Raw genomic sequence first — 19,084 nt, 5'->3', positions numbered from 1 at the left:
AGACGGTCTTGTTCCTTCTAAAAACCTCATACTCAAGGTATTTCAAGTTTTAATAAGTCTAAGAACTCCTGGCTTAATAGAAATCTTTATGTGTAGAAGCTTTTCGGTTCTTTATGAGCCAAGGCGTTAAGAGCACCATGGCAAGCACCGCATTATTTAGTTGCTCCGGCAATTCATCAAAGGGACAAAGCGACTTCACGATGTCTTCAATGTCTTCAGCCTTTTTCAAAGGGGCAGTCATGAGAGCAAAGAGTTCCTCTACGTCAGCATCTCCTGTACTGGCTAGAATATTGGTTCCCGGTTCAATAAGCTTTATGATATTCATCATAGTTTCGGCAATATCGTTGAACAATGCCTGCAAATAAATCACAAGACCTTGTTCACAAACATCAGATTCACCTGATATATGCTTTACTACATCGTTATACTGAATGAGTAACAGTCTTAATTTCCCCATATTGCCGACAGCCTTTTGCCAGGTTTCTATTCTAAAATACTCAATATCCAATTGATTAAAAATTTCCACCGGAATTTCTGCCGCAAATAAAGAGGTGACAAGCTGATCCTCATCAGTATCCAAAATTTTATACAAGGGCATTTGGAACCCGCCAAATATAGGCAATCCTTGGTACAAGGGTACGAAAACCATCTTGGGCCACTGGGTCTCCAAGTACCATCGCATACTCTGAAATTCTGCGGCGTCTTTCCATTGCTTGCGTAAATTTAAGTATATATCCTTAAGCATGTTTTCAATTGGTATTTGCTGAAAAGGATCGTAATCCTGTAACAAATATACCGTTTTTTTGTCTTCAACCGCTGATTTATCCATAATAACAACTCTTCCTGTTGCGGAGACAGCTTTTTCAAAGCCGTCTTTAACAAACTTACCTGTTTTCCGGTAATATTGTCTGGCTTCATATCTCAGTGTAAATCCACGGGGTGGATTGCTTAATACATGATGCCATAGATTCAGCAGCGTAAGCATTTCTTCTTGTTCATTTTGTTCGAATGCAGGATAGTCTTTTGCCACATAGGTAAAAAATAGTCTGTTAAATTCTTGCTGCATTCGCAAAAGCGCTTTAGAAGCATCGCACAAGTTAATAAGTGTGAGCCTTGGATTTTTCGATTGATCAATTTCTTCTCTTTTAATTCGTGAAGCCAGTATATTTGGAAAGCCATTATTTATGAAATTATCTAAACTTTGATATACATCATGAAAATTCTTTCTAAGATCCTGATAAAAATGCAAAGAAAATCCAGAAAAGACAGGGGCTCGCTTTGTTTTCATCAACTTATTTTTTTCATTTTCATTATCGCTTGAAGACATACCCTCTCGATACAAACAATAGGAATCAACTGCATTTTTAGGAAGAAGGAATTCATCGTGTATAAGGCTTTTAAATAGGTCGATTGCTTTTAGCAATTTATCAATTCGTGCTTGATCAATAGAACATTTTTTATAGAGGTAATCTAGTGTTTCAATAACAATATAAATCAAATCCAAAGCATTCCGGCGTATGGTGTCTACCCGCTTAACATATTCTTTCCAGTCTGCAGGTCTTTTTCCGTAATTTATACGAGTTATAAACCAAGAATTTATTTCTGTTATCCACTCATACGGTAAATCGGATCGATTAATTCGTTTCTGATAATCCATTGTTTGTATCCCTAAATCACGAAACAAATCAACCCCAATCAGTTTGGCGCCGATAAATTCTTTATCCGGATATAGCTTGCTTAAGATATCCACCATATTCATGACCCAGTAATGATTGAAATTCTTGGGCAAATGACTATTCTCATCATCAGCAAAGTATGGCGGGACAAACTCATAGCATACTTCCGATTTCATGACTGTCATTTTAATTACACGAAAGTGTTGTATAATACGGGCTCTTAAAATCGCTACGCAAAGCGCATAATCATCCTGTTTCTCCTGAAAATAAAGGCCGGCCGCCATATCCGCCTTAGCCTGGATGTCACCGTCTTTAGCCGTTTCTTGGAGTATCTCATGTGGAAATGGCAATTGAATTATTTGTCCTCTTTTGGCTAACCAAAATAAAGCGTAACCAAAATCAGAGCATTCAGCATCCGCTTTAGGCGCGTTGAGCGGGACGTTCGCATTTTTCACCCAAAGATCTACTGTCTCATAAGTAATAACCGTACTGGTCAGTGAATTTTTCATCCATTCGATATTGTTTCGTATCGCTTCCGCCTTTTCAGGGAAATTATCCGCCATGCCTTCTGCGATAAATATATTTGGCCTAAATTGACCGGAAATATCAAGGGGTGAAAAAACGAGCCAGCCATTGCCCTTTTCAGCGATAAGCTGGTCATATACCTCTTGATTGCGTTCGGCATACAATTTTACGTCAAGCCAAAGCATTGTCTTCAGTATACAAGCGTACATAGTCCAGTCACGGCATGAAACAGCAGTAAGCGCACTTATTACTGACGGATTAAATGGATTATGTGTAAAATAATCCATTAACATGATTTGTGGATAGTGGCCTTCGACACATTTTATCGCTGTAATAAGCAGCTCGGCAGGACTATAAGCAATTTTCTCCTGAAGGATATTGTAAAGAATAGCCGCCCGTAAAGGATGAAGCGCTTCAATAAATCGGCCGTCATCGGAACTTTTTAGTAAATATTCCTTACTCATTCTATCCAAAGCGGCAATGGCCGTGTCGCAGTTAGATTCACGTTTAACATCCTCATGTAGAACAGGACAACCTATCTTCCCGGCATAACAAACCAAATTCAGGAGCATAAGCCAGGAGTCAGGATTCTTCTCGCTGATTAAGCGTTCTATCTGTATAAGCAGCCGCTGCCGCAAGGTCTGATTATTGTTGAGAAGATAAATAAATTCTAAGAACGGACCTTCTTCCCCAAACTGCCGCCATGTTTCCTCAAAGCTTCGGAAAATCGGATGCGGGTTCTCCAATGTAAAAGCCGTAAAAATATTTTCCGCCTCTATCTTGGAAAAATGCAATTCGATCACATCGATTGAGATAACGCTTTCATCCGCTTTAGCTAATTTAAAATCTTCTTCCCGGATGGATACCAAGACCGGAACCGAAACCCCTCTCGCCTGCAGTTCCTGAAGCAATAGGGTCCAATTGACCTCTCCCGGATTGACATCAATATATAAAATAATATCCCGGGCATGTTTAAGAATGCCTTGCATGGCACTTACCAGATTTTCAGCCTGGCGAGGCGACTGTACATGTCTGATGCAAAACACAAGCTGTTCAGGATACTTATTCAAAAGAAATCTATGACATAAGGCGGTTTTTCCCTGCCCAGACACCCCTTTGATAATTACGGCTTTATAATTGCTCAGTGCCGCGTCGAGTTTGTCTAGCCATTCTTTACGAACAAAGTCTAAATTATTCCGAATATGCGCAGGATGGGTAGAAATACCCTGTGAAAATTCTTGCTTAAGTATCTCCAGTGGCTTTTCCGAGATCATGTCGCACAGCCGGATTAGGGATTTTTGATATTCTTTGTAATATCCGTCCATGGCAGCTATATCCGTACCGATTTTATATATTTTTTCCTTCCACAGGGCCAACGAGGTATAACCTTTGGTTTTAGACAGATCGGAGATATATTGAATTAAAAGAGTGCGGGCCAGTTCCGGAGCTGCCATCGTGGGAACATAAGATTGAAGCTGGCTAAGTATTTGTTCTTCCAACAATTGAATATCAGCCTTTTGAAAACGGATTTTGGCTAAAATCCATAAAGCATCCTCATTTGATAGTCCATGTTTGTTTATGAGTTTATCTTTGATTTTATTATGAGTTAAAATATCCCCATTAGAAAGTTCCTGCAACTCCTGTCCCAATTCCCCGAAATATACAATTCGTAGTGTTTGAAGCATACGTTCGGAATTGCGTAAACTTGATGTCCTCTTAAAAAAACCTTCTCCACTCCTGGACTCCTTGGTTGAAGCTAAATCAGAGATAGCAAGAGGGTCGGATAGGTTTTTCACCTGTACAGCTTCAACAACTTGTCCATCACGTTTAATCAACAGATCTTCAAGGTGTTCCGGATAGTACTCGTCATTGGCTGTATCCTCCATTATCCTTGAAGCAATATATAGGGTCTGAGACGAATAACCCTTCCAAGCTGATTGTGCACCGAGATCTGATTTAATAAAGAGCATATATAATTTACCTCGCCCTTCCCTTATTCAATATCTCTATAACACGATATTAATTTTCGTAATCGATTTAATCCAAGAAATTCATACATTTGTTAAATTCAAAGTAAGCAAAGCTCTTCTCTATACCGTTTGGCTCTAAGCATTTTTTAATATACGATTTATAAACAACTTTTTGTCAATTAATGTCACAACATATTATTAGACCAAACATATGTTCAGGTCAACCCTCAACCAATATTTGGTCTCAAAAACTCTTGGTTTACACTTGCAAAATAAGTATGTAACCCTAACACTACTCGGCTGAACTTGTCGCGCCGCAAAGGTTCCTGGACCCGACGCGGAACGACAATAAATGACAACTTCAAAGTTTTCCGCCGAATAGTGGCATGTGTTATAGCTGTGTTTTGGGACTATAGCTCCTTGCGGCAAGACGACCGTCAATGTCCGAATTGTATAGCAAAATGGCCAAATCAGTCCGTCAACGCCATTTTTGTCCCAAAACGTGAAAACGTGAAAACGTGGGATATTTTAGTTTGTCAAATTATATGCCAACAAGCGCATAAACATGGCTTTGGACAAGTATTTCGTCAAATTAAGGTCATATTACACCGTCAACTTTTGGACAAAATGGTTTGGTAGAACACTTTCCCCACCGACGAATCCCTAAGATGTTATTCCTTATAATTTTAATCTCTTTAAAGAGAGTTGTCATTAACCCCCTGCTTGGTTTTCTAATTTGATGAGTTGTAAAAAGGTTGTGGAATGTCCATTATGATTCTTAAGTAAAATTGCATTGTTCTATAGCCCATAAGAGCTCCTTTAGTTGATCAATGCTGGATATGATATGCTAAAATCTCCACCTGAGTCCCGCTTCTATTTTCAATTAGAAGAACTACATCCGGAAAGTTTTTACTTATCTTCGAAAGTCTTATGAATATCTAAAAAACCGTCAAAATTGAGTAATTTGAAAAAGGTGGTTGGATTTCAATTTCCTTCGAGGCAAAAGAGCCTCGAGTTATCTCCATCTACAAACTCAACCGCTACTCTTTGAAATACCACGGCTTTGGTATTCCTTTCTTGTTTGTCTCATAATTGGAATGACATTTAAATATATACACAATACTCCACCAATAGAGCTATGCTCCGTATGCAAAGAGTAGTCTCCACAAATGATAACCTTGAAACATTAAAAAGATCCGCTACCTCATTTATTTTTGGCTTGATTTCAACTGAATACCAGCATTTATGATATTGAATTAGAATTAAACATGCCACTTTGGGTTAGCTCCTAATTTCCGTTTCATAACAATTAGCGAATATCCTGAACTTAAGTATCACCGAACAGATCAAATATTTTTTTACCATCACCTAACAATTGGTTAGTTGAGTGCTTGATATTACTGCCTAATGGAAGTCAAGTATTAACAAATCAATTTCTAGGACAGCCTTTTTTCATCACGTCATTCAGATATTAGTATCTTTTCAATAATGCAATATCTGTCAGTGCCAATGCCTCATCAAACCGGGCATTCTGCAAGTTACACCCTTTCAGTCGTTCTTCATATCTCTGATCGATTACAGTTTTCCATTGCTTTGTTTTCCATTCCAGACCGTATAAGATTGGCCCCGACGTTACAAACAATTTTGTCCCGTCCAGTGAAAACTTTAGATTCCAAATATTTTCATCTATTGCCGAAATCTGTGCAAGAATCTGTTCGGATGGGATATGTACTATCACAATTTCACCGTTCCGAAACAGCGCAGCTGCCAGTCCGCATTGCAGATGGCAGGTCAGTTTTTTAATCTCACCGGAAGGCAGTTTGATGCTTTGTTTCACTTCTCCAGTTTCATAGTTCCACGTTTTTAAGTCGTTTTGTTCAGAAATCGTTACAAAGAAATCCTCCTTCTGCGATAAGATCTGCTCTCTTTCCTTACTTTTTGCTCTTACAACTCGGTCAGACTCCAAGTCTAAAAAATAAATTCCGTAGTTCCATTCATCTACCGCTAAAAAATGATCATCATACACAAACCGAGGTGATGAAAACCTTTCCTCACTTTTTTGATATGCTGCAACCAGCTCCCAATACTCACAGTCCCAGATAAATATCTCGTTTTTCGTCTCTCCGACAAGATACGCCCCATCTGACCGAAACGTAACATGATCTATTTTTTCACTCAATACCGCCCTTGCACTGCCATCTTTGGAATCAAAAATTTCTGTCGTTCCATCTTTCAACACACAGATGACATGTTCTCCATTCGGACTGTACAAAAGTTTTTTAATTCCATCCTCTGAACTTTTCTCCCAAAGCAGCGTATTCTTTCTGATATCCCAGACCTCAAACCGCTTGTATTCAACCCAGTCTAAAAATTGTGTTCCTTTGGGATGGAAGTTAGACCTATCGTCGGTATTTTCTTTTTCCCAGAGAATCTTTCCAGAACAAACATCCCATATTCTTGCATTATTTTCCGGATAATCCATCGTGAACAATTTGGTTTCTGATGCCATCCAAAACTCACCTATCCGTTTTCCGTTGTTTTTCAAAGAATACAAGATTTTTCCTGACGCCGTATTCCAGATATAAACATTTTCATCCACTGAAGAGGTCGCAAGATACCGTCCGTCCGAGCTGAAAGAAATTGAACTTACGATGTCGCGATGTTTTTTTAGCATATGCCGTATTCTTCCAGTATCGGTTTCCCAGATAATAGAGGTTCCATCGCAAGCAGCAGTGGCCAGATATTCTCCTCCCGGATGAAATCTGACTCGCTGAACAAAGTCATGATGTCCCGTCAAATAGTTCAAACACTTTCCAGTCTTTACGTCATAGATGCAAGCGCTATTGTCCATAGCTGCCGTCGCCACTTTTGAACTATCAGGACTAAAATCCAGTTCAAAAAGATCTCTCGAATGTTCCTTTAATTTTGATACTCTGCTGCCAGTTCCAGCATCCCAGATTGCCGCAGTCTTATCTCTGCTAGCAGTTCCCAAATATTTACCGTCAGGACTGAATTTGATGTCCCGTATTTCGCCCTGATGTGCTTTGATATTGTAAACCTCACGCCCGGTCTGTGCTTCCCATACTTGCATCGTGCCATTTTCAAACCCTGCCGCCAGATATGTTCCATCGGGTGAATAACAAAAAGACATTTCATTTCTTCCATGATACTCCATATACTCTTGATCTCTGTTTTCCAGACATAAACATTGTATTCCAGTCCTGATGTCCCAAACACAAATTCTTCCATCTTGCCCACCAGAAGCTAGTTCCATTCCTGACGGATGAAACGCAATATGACTTACTATGTACCCGTTATGTCCTTCAAAACAATACTTCCGCTCTCCACTTTCAACCTCCCAGACAACGGTATTTTCAAAAGACGCGGCTGCCAGAAGCTGACAATCTCCAGAAAATTCTAATCCAGATCCAAACGAATGTCGTTCCATTTTCATTCTGCGGATCAACTGACCGATCGATGCATCCCACAGACAAACATCTCCTTCATCCCCTAGAGTTGCTAACAATCGTCCATCAGACGAATAACAGACTTGACACACCACTCCTTTATGGCCGACTGGAAGCAGGTTTTCAGGATAGACTACTGTATCCGTAAAATCGGTTTTGAGGATACCTCCATTACCGTTTAAATAGGGTTCTAAAATCTGCCCCTTTAAATCCAGACCGTTGAAATTTTCCCCCGCCAAATTTCCCTTAGCACTCTTCCAGACCTGGAGAATGTTGTAGAGCGGTATCCTGATTTCTTCAGCTGATTTTCCCCGTAGCAGATTGAGTATCTGATGGAGGACATCCTCCATTCTTCCTGCACAATCCTTCCTATACACACCCAATAATTCTCCGACAAACTCTATGATTTCTTCCCTCCACACATGATGAAGCACCTGCGGAATCTCATTTTTCCAAACTCCCTTTTCACACTCTGAGATCAAAAACTGCGCCGACAACTCATCGCGAAAATGATGGTGCGTATAATGCCAGCTTTTTTCTTGACAAAACACGGTTGGAAAATTCTTAAGGTACTCAATGATCTCAACGGTATCCAGCCTGTTTAAGTACTGAACATCAGAAATCCCCCGCCTTCCAAACCAGTTTTTTAAATAAAGAGAGTTTGTATGTTCAGAAATTAACAACTGTTCGATTTCCTGATAAACCTTGTCTGATCCTACTGCAAATTCGTTTCGACTCTCCATCCGGTATGCGAGATAAGGTAGAACAAAGTGAATTACATAAAGCACTTGTGTCAATTCTTTTTGTCTTTCTGTTCCCCCCATCACTTGATTAAAACGCTTTGCTGCAAGACTTTCGAGATAGTTGCTCATCAATTCGGCTTTGGTCTGATAATCCTCATTAAATCTGAAATACTCTATATCTTGATGATGATTTAACTCTTCACAAGTTTTGGTATAAACGGTCAGCATCATCGGGTTTCTCAACAGATCCCAAAACGGTTCTGCCTGTTTTCCTTCAATATTCTGACGTTTTAAATAATTCTCTATTTGTTCCTCTCGCAGATGCTCCATTGTAAAGGTGCTGATTCCGTAAATTCCCACCGTGCCGTCTATTTTTCGTCTCGATGCCAGGATCATTTTCACCTTTCCCGGAATTAGGAGTTTTTTCATTTGATTGGAAAGTCCCAGCTTTTCTTCATTTTTTACTTCGTTAAACCCGTCCAGCAGCAGAAAAATGCTCTTATCTTCCAATAGATTATCTGCGTTCTGCCGCCTAATTTCGGTTTCTAAAAACGTTTCTTTTTCATCTGGTTGCAAATCGTTCAAGTCGTTTAACCGGATATAGATTGCAGTTTTTCCTTCTTGCTCTTCCAGATATGCAGCAAGTCTTAACAGAAACGACGTTTTTCCAGTTCCTCCTTCTCCTAAAATCTGAATACAGGAAACTGCTTTCCGTTCCATCCATTCGGCACATTCACGGTAAGTCAGCGTACATTCCACAGCTTTAATACTTGATATGATTTCATCTGAAATTGTATAAGATATTGAAAACAATCCGCTTTCTGGTGGCTTTTCTTTTAGCCCTGATACTACTCTTAATCCACAAAGCTCCCCTTCTTTTAATTTTTCTTGCAAAACTAAAACACTGTTTCCTAGCAATCCAGCGAATGCACCATCTCTAGAAGAAAGCTCTGATAGGATTCCAAGTAGCAAAAAAGCAGGCTCTTTTATAACAAAAATACCGCTTCCTGACATTCCGGATATAAGATCAACTGCCCCAGTCTCATTTGTTTCTATTGGTGATTCTGTATTAATCTGCATCACGCCCGGTTGAGGGCATTCATTTAGAAGTCCGTTTAATTTATAACGTTTATAAGGGCATTCTATCCCTTCAAACGCTTTTGGAAATCCAAACATTGTCACCCTTGTGCCGTTTCTTCCCGTTTCGATTGCATACGGTGCAATTCCAGCAAGATATTTCAGTTTCAGTAGAACCAAATCCCGTTCCAAAACAGGCAGCACCTGCAAAACTGTAACCGCTACCTCTTCCATCTTTCCAGTTTTCTGCCGATAAACCCGGATATTTGAAAACTCTATTTCCTGATCCTTCAACTTATCTCCGTAGAGACAGTGCGCGGCAGTAATCAAGTAGGAATATACTTTTGTATCCGGTTGGTAAAGCACACCCGATCCTTTTCTTCTTTCGTATTCAATTTGAACTACCAAATCATCAATCTGTTCTTCCAGCATTCCGTAACTCTCCTAGTTCTATTCCTGTTTCTTTCATGGTGATAAAGCGAATCGGATATGTTTCAATTTCCTCTCTTGAAAAAATCTGTTCCGCTTTGATTTCATAATTGCAATAAAAATTAGTCGGCGGCACTGAATGACAGACAATTCGGCTAAGACATTCCTTGCTTGGTCTGCCAGAAGCAGTCATATTTGTACTAATCAGATAGTTATGACATCTTATCAGTTCGATCAACTCTGCACTCGTGTTATGTTTACTCGCATGATGAGCAATTTTACAGCAAACGGCTTCCAACGGATTTGCTTTATTATATCCCCGTTTCGTTAACGCCGTCGCAATGGTATCTGCCGATGCATCTCCAAGAAGTAGAGCGTTGTCCCCCTCATATTCAAGCAACACAGCAATACTGCTTTTATTTTCCAACGTAACGTTTCCTTTAAAATCTAATGCATCTAAATATTCCACCGACAGAGCATAATCGTTGCTTCTGATAATTTTACTGCTTTTTGGGGTTTCTTCCTCCCCTTTTTTCAGAAACTCTTCCCATATTTCTGAATCTGGAGATAAGACCTGAAGTATTAACTTTTCGCTCTGAAAGGCTTCTCCAAATAACACTTTGTTTTTCCACTTGATACAGTTTTCCTGTAACAGCTGGTTCAGCATGTTTCCCTGCTTCATACTTATGTATGTACAATTTTGATCTTCAGCCTTTGCCTCCCACTTCTCAATTAATCCGTTTCTATAATTGAACCACATTTCTTTTATCCCCAAAGGATCAAATGATTCCCACGAAAAAAGCGACAGAATCCCTGAAATATGATCAGAATCAACATGCGTTAAAATTAGCAGATCAATCTTCCTTTTTTCCTTCATGCGCTGTTGGAAGAATGTCCGAAGCTGTCTTTGACATTTTGCCCCAATCCCACCGTCTACTAAAATGGCATGTTCCAACTGCGTGCCATATTCTAAAATAATGCAGTCCCCATTTTGTGCTTTGCACAATCTAATCCGTAGCGGCATGTTCAGCCTCCTTTGCCGATGGAAATTCCGACAAACCGGGTATGGGTCAATTCGACGGATTGTTCTTCACCCTTCTTTTTTGCTTTTACCATTCCGTTCCTTTCTTGACGCTTAATTATGCAGTAACCTTCGGACTAATCATTGTCGCAACTCGGGTATAAACATCAATATCAACAGCATTGTCAATTTCAAAGGAAACCATCAATCCATACGGAACAGAACCGGTGAAATTATCATCAGCAGCATTGGCGCAATTCACTTTAAGCTGAATTCTATCTTCATCGCCCCAAACAACGATCTGATCATTTTCAAAAATCTCATGCTGCAAACTTCCTCTTCTTACCGCTGTCCAATCAGCATTAATGCGTTTGTCAATCAAGTGCTTTTTGGCACTTTCTAGCGAAAACCACAATTGGGCGGCACGATAAGCCTGGCGCGCAGGCGTGATTGGACAAAAACTCGCCATTGTCGCCGTCATGCGGCGCAATATTTTCTCGCGGCTGAATTCTTCGAATGGCAGCGGTAAATCGAAAAGGTGAGCCTGCCCATCCTTTAGTTCGCCATAGCCGATCAATGTGATACGATTCTTGGCGCACTCAACTGCCTTTTCAATATTTGGTTTTCCGTATCCGAAAAATCTGTACATATAATCCGTAGCCCTGGGAGGGTCGCCGAGGGCCGTATTGAATTTTTCAAATAAATCACCCCACTCCGCCCCATGCACCAACATGGCATTGATTAACAAAGCGGCATAATCATGAGGCAATGATTCGCCCGCTCCATCAAAAACATCCACTAATGTATCGTAACAGCGGGATGATTCATGAGAGGTTAGTGCGGCAGCATTGCTTGTCCCATAGGAATACATGATTTTTTCAGAGCCGCCTGCTATATTAAAGGGAGCTGCCGAAACAGTGCCCGGCGCTCTTGTTAACGAGCCCCGCCACGGCAGTTTTGTTCCGTCTAAGGGAGGTTGAAGCAGGGTATTTCTTCCCCCATCAAAAATGATGTCAGGCTTAATTGAATTATTTAAACCGCGGCCTAGGGCGCTGATGGGACTGACCATCCCGGCTGAGCAGGGAAGAACTTGCCGGGCAGGCGGCGTGAAAGACGATTCATCAGCAAAGGCCGCGCCCACAGTTAAAGCATTGACGCTTTCTGCCGGTGCCAACAAGCGGTGTATGCGAGCGTTGTCATTTAAATGCCGGACGATAACAGCATCCCGCTCTTCCTCTGAAAGGCCAGAAAAATCAGCAAAGGACATTGAAACATCGATGTCCTCTAAATGATTTCCTGCGCTGACGATAAACAGGACTCTGTATTGATAGCTTAACCAGTCCAGCAGGCGAGCTAAAGGACTCATCAATCTGTCAAATATTTTGCTCGGAAAACCGATGGAAAGATTGATAACCCTCACGCTGGGAGCGACACGCCCTGCAAGTGGTTCAAAAAGCCTACGTACAGCTTCATGAATTTTATCTACAATTAATATATCTCCGGGGATTTCTTCCCAAATTCCGCCGCCTGCATTAACGGATTTCATAATGGGACGAACATAAATCTTATGGGTAACTTGATGACGTATATTATTCAGATCCCCATGGGCAATCAGCGAAGCCATAGAGGTTCCGTGTTTTCGGGCCGATACAGTATAATGGGCAGCAAAATTGTCAGGATCGTCAACGTTCAATAAGCCGTTCAGGTAAGGATGGTTTTCTTGAGGCAATCCGTCAAATAAGGCAATCATCGGTTCATCATTAATCGAGGCAGGCATGTTAACCTGCAGAGTGCTGTCTCTAATATTATCGTCTGAGATAATCACACTTTGTCCGACAGCCTGAAAGAACATAATTTGTTCAGCGGCAGCAACTGCTACCTCACGCCTGGCAACAATGTCCTCAACGATTTGCCGCGGCAGTGATGCCAATAGTGCATGATAATGAATCCCGTCAATCACACTGCGTCCCAATATACTGCCGCCTGCTTCACGGATAAGTGCAATCAAATTATCTTCGCGTTGCGTCTGGATTTCCTTTGATTTCCGGTAAAACAGTTCAATTTCACATTTTACTGTGCTTAATTCTGGCTCTAACTGCAAATCATCCTGCCAGGCTTCTAAAATTCCGGTTTCTTCGATACGCTCTTTATAACCCCAAAAGTGGATATCGATCAGCTGCTTAAAAACATCCTTAAAACCAGTTTTACCTTTAGGGAAACTCATATTGGGATTTTTGGCAAATTGCTTCCATAATGATACCATTTCCTCAAGGGCGCGGTTATTGGCCAATACACAATATACCTTGCCGGAAAAAGCGGTTTTCCTGTCATCCCTGGAACTCTTCTTTGTCTTTTTATCTTCCTTATAAACAAAAAAATCATCCGATACAGCTATATCCGCTGACGAATCAAATATCCACTCCACATCATCACCAAGATTTTTAACCGCCGTATAAAATGACGTTAAATCACCGGAAACTTCAAAGACTAGGGTTTTCTCCGGCTGAATTCCTGTGGGCGACTGCTGAATCAGGATTCTATTATGATCGATTGCATCTTGAAGAGCTGCCAGTTTAGGTTCAAGACGGGCAACCTGTCTGGGATGTGAGGGAAAGCTTATTTTAGGCGCACCGCCTCCTTTGGTGTTTCTGTTGGCTGGGTTGGGGGTGCCAAATAAAATAATCGGCCTTTCCGGTCTTTCGGACATTATTCATCACCTTCTCCTCCCTGGCTATTATCTCTATTTTCCTGGAGTCCCGATAAATAAAGTTTTAGTTCAACCTGCGTAATATTCTTGGCATTGCCCTCCGGACTTCTGAGAATATACTTTCGGTAAACGGATAAAGCGAATTCCTCAGCTTCAGCATAACTTTTGCCCAGAAATTTTTTGGCCAAGGTAGAGGGTTCTAAACCAAAATCAAAGCCGGTACGTTTTTTAAACTGGACAAACCACATTTCCAGCTCCCGGCGGGAAGGTTGGGGCAGGGATAAGCGCAATTGAAAACGCCTCCAAGCAGCTCTGTCCAGCAGCGCATCGTGATTCGTTGCCGCAATGACGATGACATAACTTGGCAAAGCGTCAATTTGCAGCAGTAAAGAACTAACAACCCTTTTTATTTCCCCGGTTTCATGGGTATCGCCACGCTCTTTGCCGAGAGTTTCAAACTCATCGAAGAACAAGACACATTGTCTTGTCTTAGCGTAATCAAATAGCTTTCCAAGCCGTGAAGCCGTCTCTCCGAGATAAGCGCCAACAATGCTTTCATATTTTACCGTCAGAAAAGGAAGCATCAGCTCTTCGGCCAGTGCTTCAGCCAACGAGGTTTTACCATTTCCGGGAGGCCCCACCAGAAGGATTTTATTGCGGGGTTCTAAGCCATAGGAATGCAGTAAATCAGCTCGTGATTGTTCTTCGATTAAGTCCCGGCAGCTGACCAATACTGACTGTGGGAGCAGCAATTGATCTAATTTTCTTTCAGGGATTTTCTCAATGAAAAGATTCTGTCCCCCATTACCATTTCTGACAGAAGGAATTGAATTATCCCGGGCCAAGGATCTATTTGAGGTTTTAAGTATCTCTTCAATCTTATTGGCCAACACTCCATGTTGCTTTGCGCGTTCTTCCGCACAAATAGTCTCTGCTACTTTTCGAAAATTCAAGTTGTCGTTGCTAAGACCATATTTGATTAATTCATAGAGCAGATCTGCTCTTGCCATCTTTAACACACCTTTTCTCGCCCAGGATATTAGTTGATATCTATCAATTGACAATTACTCTCGATACATGATATTTTTTCATCATTTACTGCCGGTTACCTTTCGACTAGCTTATAATCAAAAATTGTGCCATTGCTGCTGTCTCAAAGTTGACATCTAAAATTCAAAATCTACAGCATATTAAAGTATAAACATTTATAGAGGCAAAATATAACAAACTGCCATATTCAGTTCTTCATATTCCGAAGGATTGAACAAAACCTCGAAGTTCATACTTAAATGCCGACTCCTTTTTCGCTTTATGGTAGCACAGCCATATATTCAATAATTCACCACAAACTTTTGAAAACCTTCTATAAATTTGAACGTTTGGCAAATTACTAATCACAATATGCATATTAGAAAATAATGCCCTCGGCTGGCGAAACCAGTTCTCCTTATAGTAAGGAGGACTGGTTAACATCACAACCTCACAGTACTTCCTGTTTAGTTCTCCCACGCAGAGCGTGGGGCTATATTTTGAGTTAAAATGTATAGCTGCCAAACATAACATATCATGACATATTTCGCCACTTAACTCTGGTATCCTTATAGAAAACAAAGAGGAGAATAGTATATGGCGGAAATTAAAGATTTTTTAAACAGTTCTTATAATACTTACCTTATTATGATCCCGCTATTAGGTATCATAATAAAAGCAATTTCTCTTACTAGGTTTAATTCTTTCGAACGTCTATTTATTTCTGAAGAAAAAAGAATCCTTTCGATAATTAGTGTATTTTTTATTAGTTTCCTTATGTACTGTGCACTTTTTGCATTATTATTTTTGTCAGAAACAAATCCAAAAACTATAAATCTTACCGAATTCTTATTCGGCATTTGCATCCTTTCCGGTATTGTAATGGTAATTTGTTTTGTTTTATCTTTTATGATAGCATTCCTTATTAGTTTTCTATTCTATAAAAAATTTTTTTTTATAACTGAAGAAAATGGAGCCACCAGACAATATATCTTCGAATCACGTTTAAGTAATTCAGTAATTATAAGCGATAATTTTATAAAAAAGAAACAAACATATATTAAAATCATTAACGCAGACGAAATTAAAAATAAACCAATTTATATAGAATACGTATGGGGAAAACTCGGTAAAAATAATATTGCGGCATGGTTTAAATTAAAGCTTATTTCTTTAAAAAATAAATTAAGTGGATAATACTACCCTGAAATATATATTGAGACGGCAAAGCCCGGATGAACATAACTCATCCGGGCTTTACTACGAAAAAATGTGTTTGCAATATCAAAAATTTCCGTTGGTAATAATCCATGAATAGCTTTTTGTTGCTTAAATCCTTGATTTATCGGCAAATCAGCAAACATTTTCCACATTTGTTGGTCCAAAAATTCACTATGCTGAGACCAACTTTGCCACCTATCACAGATTCACCAAACTTCAGCACTCACTCACCTATATGGCTTCTTATTCTCGGTCAACCCCACCAAATAGTCAATACTGGTCTTATAATACTTCGCGAGTTTAATCATAATATTAAGCGGAACATCACGCTCTCCCCGCTCATATTTAGAGTACAAGGATTGATCACACATCAGATATTGTGCAACTTGCTGCTGAGTTAAATCATGATCTTCTCGAACATCACGTATTTTTAAGCGCATCATCATCACCAAAGCAAGTATATCTTAGGACGTTTAGTCCTATTGACATATTGGACTATTTGTCCTAAAATTATTCAACAAACCCCTAATGTTGGAGGAGATGTTTTGCTAACTATCGGCATTTGCGACGACAGGCTGTTGTCCCGTCGCTTATTAGAGGCATTAATTCATCTATATGAAGAAGGAAAAGATGTTTTATTTAATATTTACGAATTCAGCAGCGGCGAGGAGCTTCTCGCAGAAATCGAAAAACAGGGCTTAGTTTTTGACCTCCTCTTTCTTGACAACAGCATGAAAAAGCTGACCGGTCTTGAAACCGCCAGACAAATACGGCAATCTAAGTCCTCCATGTCAGCCTGCAATATAGTATTTGTGACATTCGCAGAGGATCACGATCAATTCATGACGGTCAAACCTTTACAAATCCTATGCAAACCCTGTACCCAGGAATACATTGAAGCTATCTTAGAGAAGGTTCTGGCCAACCCCCTCTCTACTTCCTCATCCTCTCCTCCATCGTCTTAACCAAAAACCCATTCAGCTTTTTCGCATACTCCCCATACACCTGTTCATCAACCTTTGCCAGCAAATCCATCTCATAACTCAGTTCCTTAAACGCTTTCTCCAAGCCTTCGAAGCGAAAAGCGATTTTTGACGTGAGCAGCTTGATCTGGGCAGCCGCCAGCTCATTGCTCACCCTTTGGTAGCTCTTAAAATTAGAATTTTCCGCCAGCTTCTTAATCTCCAGGATCTTTTTCTCAACATCCTGCTTCAGTTCTTGCTTAGACTTCCGCAAATCTCCGGCTTCTTTTTTCAGGTTATCCCGCTCCTGGGCCAGCCGGGTGCTTTTCTCCTTTTCCTCAGCCAGGGCTTCCTGGAGACCTGTCTTTTCCTTCTGAGACTGTTTCACCTCATTAACTGCCTGCTCCAGCTCACGGGTGGTCATACTTTCAATATCTATGTCACGGATGAATTGCGCCCGGTCCTCTTCCGGCACCCCCAGCAGAATCAGGGCGTGAGTATAGCTCACATTCGGCAGTTCCCGGCCCAAGGCTCCGGCATCTCCTAAAGGGGACTGTTCTCTCCCAAACTCTTCGTAGAGACGCATCAATTTTTCAGCCCGGTTCTGGGAAAAGCCCACTTCCTCTTTCAGCCACTTGCCCCATTCCCCATACTTGATCAGACCCTTAGCCTCTGCCAGCCGCCGGCCGATTTCGATAAAGTTGTTAAGCACCATTTTCTCCGTCTGGTGTTTGATGATATTAATTTCAGCCGCGATTAACGACGTACGCTCCGGGATAATCTCCCCCATCTTATTTCACCGGATCCTTTCTCTGTATTTATGACATAATATGGGATTATCCCCTTAAGGGTGAAACGTCTTCTCCTGGGCTTGTACCAAGAATCGTACGCGCGTACGATTCTTGGTACAAGCCCTGCCTGTTACGCCCCCCCAGGATACCAACAAGTCCAGTCCTAATCTATGACATGACAAGCAAGAGGCTTGTGTAACCATTTGACAGGACAACTCATACATTATACAGAATGGTCATACTTCAGACATCCTATCGATCTTGAGAAAGGAGAAGAGTATAATGTCAGTTCAATCAATTCCTTCGAATTCGGCCCTGGTTGTTGTCTACCAGGCCGGACTCACGGCCTTGGGCGCACCGATCAAAAAACAAAAAAGCCTGAATTATCTGAGGTTCGACGCTTCGGATCAGGCTCTTCACGATGCAGCTCATACTTTATTCGGCTTGTCCCAGAATCCGGTGATCGAAGTACTCAATCGGAAGACCTTCGAGCTGATTGAGGAATAAAGCGGCAGAAACTAAATCAATAAAAAAGGAGGCTGGGACAGAATGGCTCTATCATCAACCAAGGTTGTCAGGTTAACCTTTACTACTGCAGGGGGCAAAACCTTTGCCATTACTATTGATAATCCCAAAGAGAACCTGCAGCTGACTGAGGCTATGGCTGCTATGAATTCCCTTATCTCAAGTGATATATTTCTAACTCCCAGTGGAGCCCTGACGGGAGTACGGGATATAAAGGTCATCGACACGACGACAAATGATCTTTATGACCCTCCCCAAGCTTAACGTTTCAAAGGGAAAAGGAAACTGCCGGCAGGGTCAGAGCTGCCGGCAGTATTTATTCCATCACTGTCATCTGCAGATAATTCTGCGCAACATTTTCTCCTCTGCCCGGAACGCCAATCTGTGGTTTACCAACCATATTTCTCGCTTTTCTGCATCTCCCGTTCCGAAAGAATCTTATTGATATTGGCTTTATCCGTGTCTGATAAGACAAGTGCGGAGCAGTCATCATTATAGGCAAAGTAATAAGTGTTATCTCCTACAACTCCAATGGTTTCAAATTTTGAAATACATTTGTTTTACGTGTTCCAATTCCATCTCGGCATTTTCATCATTAGAATGGATACGGGCAATGGCAAAACACTGAAACATATTTTTCTTCATCAATCAGCCATTTCTTCCTGACTTCCTCCTTTGCTGATGATTTTTTCTTTCTCAGATAGATAAAACATGTAAGCGGTATAATCGGTACATAAGACATTAAAATTTCCACTATATTTTAAATCTTGCATAGTTTGGGGCAAATGCAGACCAAACCCAAGGTTATCCAATACTGTGCAATGTTTCATTGAATACCTCCTCCCCGTCTGCTTCTCATGTTACAGTATACCTTATGAATTGTTTGTTTTTTTGTTGGCTTCTATAATTAATAGTGCACCCATGCTGAAAGCATCCGAGGG

At 40.8% G+C, this 19,084-nt stretch carries 12 protein-coding genes; 4 read left to right on the top strand and 8 right to left on the bottom strand.

Annotated features, from left to right (window positions below):
* Positions 1–73: 73 nt before the first annotated feature.
* The 5 genes from DESMER_RS09180 to DESMER_RS09160 form a co-directional block, all read right to left on the bottom strand.
* Positions 74–4,171, bottom strand: coding sequence for a hypothetical protein (locus DESMER_RS09180; RefSeq protein ID WP_014902772.1), 4,098 nt, complete (start codon positions 4,169–4,171; stop codon positions 74–76).
* Positions 4,172–5,642: 1,471 nt separating this feature from the next.
* Entirely contained in the window at positions 5,643–9,890 is a 4,248-nt protein-coding gene (locus DESMER_RS09175) for a hypothetical protein (RefSeq protein WP_014902770.1), read from the bottom strand.
* Positions 9,871–10,911 carry a ComEC/Rec2 family competence protein gene (locus DESMER_RS09170; RefSeq protein ID WP_014902769.1) on the bottom strand — a complete coding sequence of 347 codons (1,041 nt, stop codon included), beginning with the start codon at positions 10,909–10,911 and terminating at the stop codon, positions 9,871–9,873. Before DESMER_RS09170 ends, DESMER_RS09175 begins: the two co-directional genes overlap by 20 nt.
* Positions 10,912–11,026: 115 nt before the next feature.
* On the bottom strand, positions 11,027–13,615 hold the full coding sequence (locus DESMER_RS09165; protein WP_014902768.1) for a S8 family peptidase: 2,589 nt from the start codon (positions 13,613–13,615) through the stop codon (positions 11,027–11,029).
* Positions 13,615–14,625, bottom strand: coding sequence for an AAA family ATPase (locus tag DESMER_RS09160; protein WP_014902767.1), 1,011 nt, complete (start codon positions 14,623–14,625; stop codon positions 13,615–13,617). The genes DESMER_RS09165 and DESMER_RS09160 overlap by 1 nt, the downstream gene beginning before the upstream one ends.
* A 616-nt stretch (positions 14,626–15,241) precedes the next feature.
* Here DESMER_RS09160 and DESMER_RS09155 point away from each other — a divergent pair.
* Entirely contained in the window at positions 15,242–15,841 is a 600-nt protein-coding gene (locus tag DESMER_RS09155) for a hypothetical protein (RefSeq protein ID WP_014902765.1), read from the top strand.
* A gap of 251 nt (positions 15,842–16,092) precedes the next feature.
* On the opposite strand, the gene DESMER_RS09145 is transcribed toward DESMER_RS09155, so the two are convergent.
* Positions 16,093–16,305, bottom strand: a complete 213-nt coding sequence (locus DESMER_RS09145; RefSeq protein ID WP_174278174.1) for a helix-turn-helix domain-containing protein — start codon at positions 16,303–16,305, stop codon at positions 16,093–16,095.
* A gap of 105 nt (positions 16,306–16,410) precedes the next feature.
* Here DESMER_RS09145 and DESMER_RS09140 point away from each other — a divergent pair, with 105 nt between their 5' ends.
* Entirely contained in the window at positions 16,411–16,830 is a 420-nt protein-coding gene (locus tag DESMER_RS09140; protein ID WP_042333586.1) for a LytR/AlgR family response regulator transcription factor, read from the top strand.
* Here DESMER_RS09140 and DESMER_RS09135 read toward each other — a convergent pair.
* Positions 16,799–17,617 (bottom strand): DUF3102 domain-containing protein, encoded by an 819-nt coding sequence (locus DESMER_RS09135; protein ID WP_014902761.1) that lies wholly within the window; start codon positions 17,615–17,617, stop codon positions 16,799–16,801. The two genes, DESMER_RS09140 and DESMER_RS09135, sit on opposite strands and share 32 nt — an antisense overlap.
* Before the next feature lie 283 nt (positions 17,618–17,900).
* Here DESMER_RS09135 and DESMER_RS09130 point away from each other — a divergent pair, with 283 nt between their 5' ends.
* Both DESMER_RS09130 and DESMER_RS09125 read left to right on the top strand, forming a co-directional pair.
* Positions 17,901–18,125 (top strand): DUF1659 domain-containing protein, encoded by a 225-nt coding sequence (locus DESMER_RS09130; protein ID WP_014902760.1) that lies wholly within the window; start codon positions 17,901–17,903, stop codon positions 18,123–18,125.
* A gap of 42 nt (positions 18,126–18,167) precedes the next feature.
* Positions 18,168–18,407 carry a DUF2922 domain-containing protein gene (locus tag DESMER_RS09125; RefSeq protein ID WP_014902759.1) on the top strand — a complete coding sequence of 80 codons (240 nt, stop codon included), beginning with the start codon at positions 18,168–18,170 and terminating at the stop codon, positions 18,405–18,407.
* Between the two features lie 380 nt (positions 18,408–18,787).
* Here the strand turns inward: DESMER_RS09125 and DESMER_RS09120 are convergent, their stop codons facing one another.
* The gene (locus DESMER_RS09120) at positions 18,788–18,973 is read right to left on the bottom strand and encodes a hypothetical protein (RefSeq protein WP_014902757.1); all 186 of its coding nucleotides are present in this window, start codon (positions 18,971–18,973) and stop codon (positions 18,788–18,790) included.
* Between the last annotated feature and the right edge of the window lie 111 nt (positions 18,974–19,084).

The sequence above is a fragment of the Desulfosporosinus meridiei DSM 13257 genome, from assembly GCF_000231385.2.
In the GTDB taxonomy this organism is placed as follows: Bacteria; Bacillota; Desulfitobacteriia; order Desulfitobacteriales; family Desulfitobacteriaceae; genus Desulfosporosinus; species Desulfosporosinus meridiei.
Note: the sequence above shows the minus strand (reverse complement) of the source record. Positions and strands in the feature narration are given on the sequence as shown.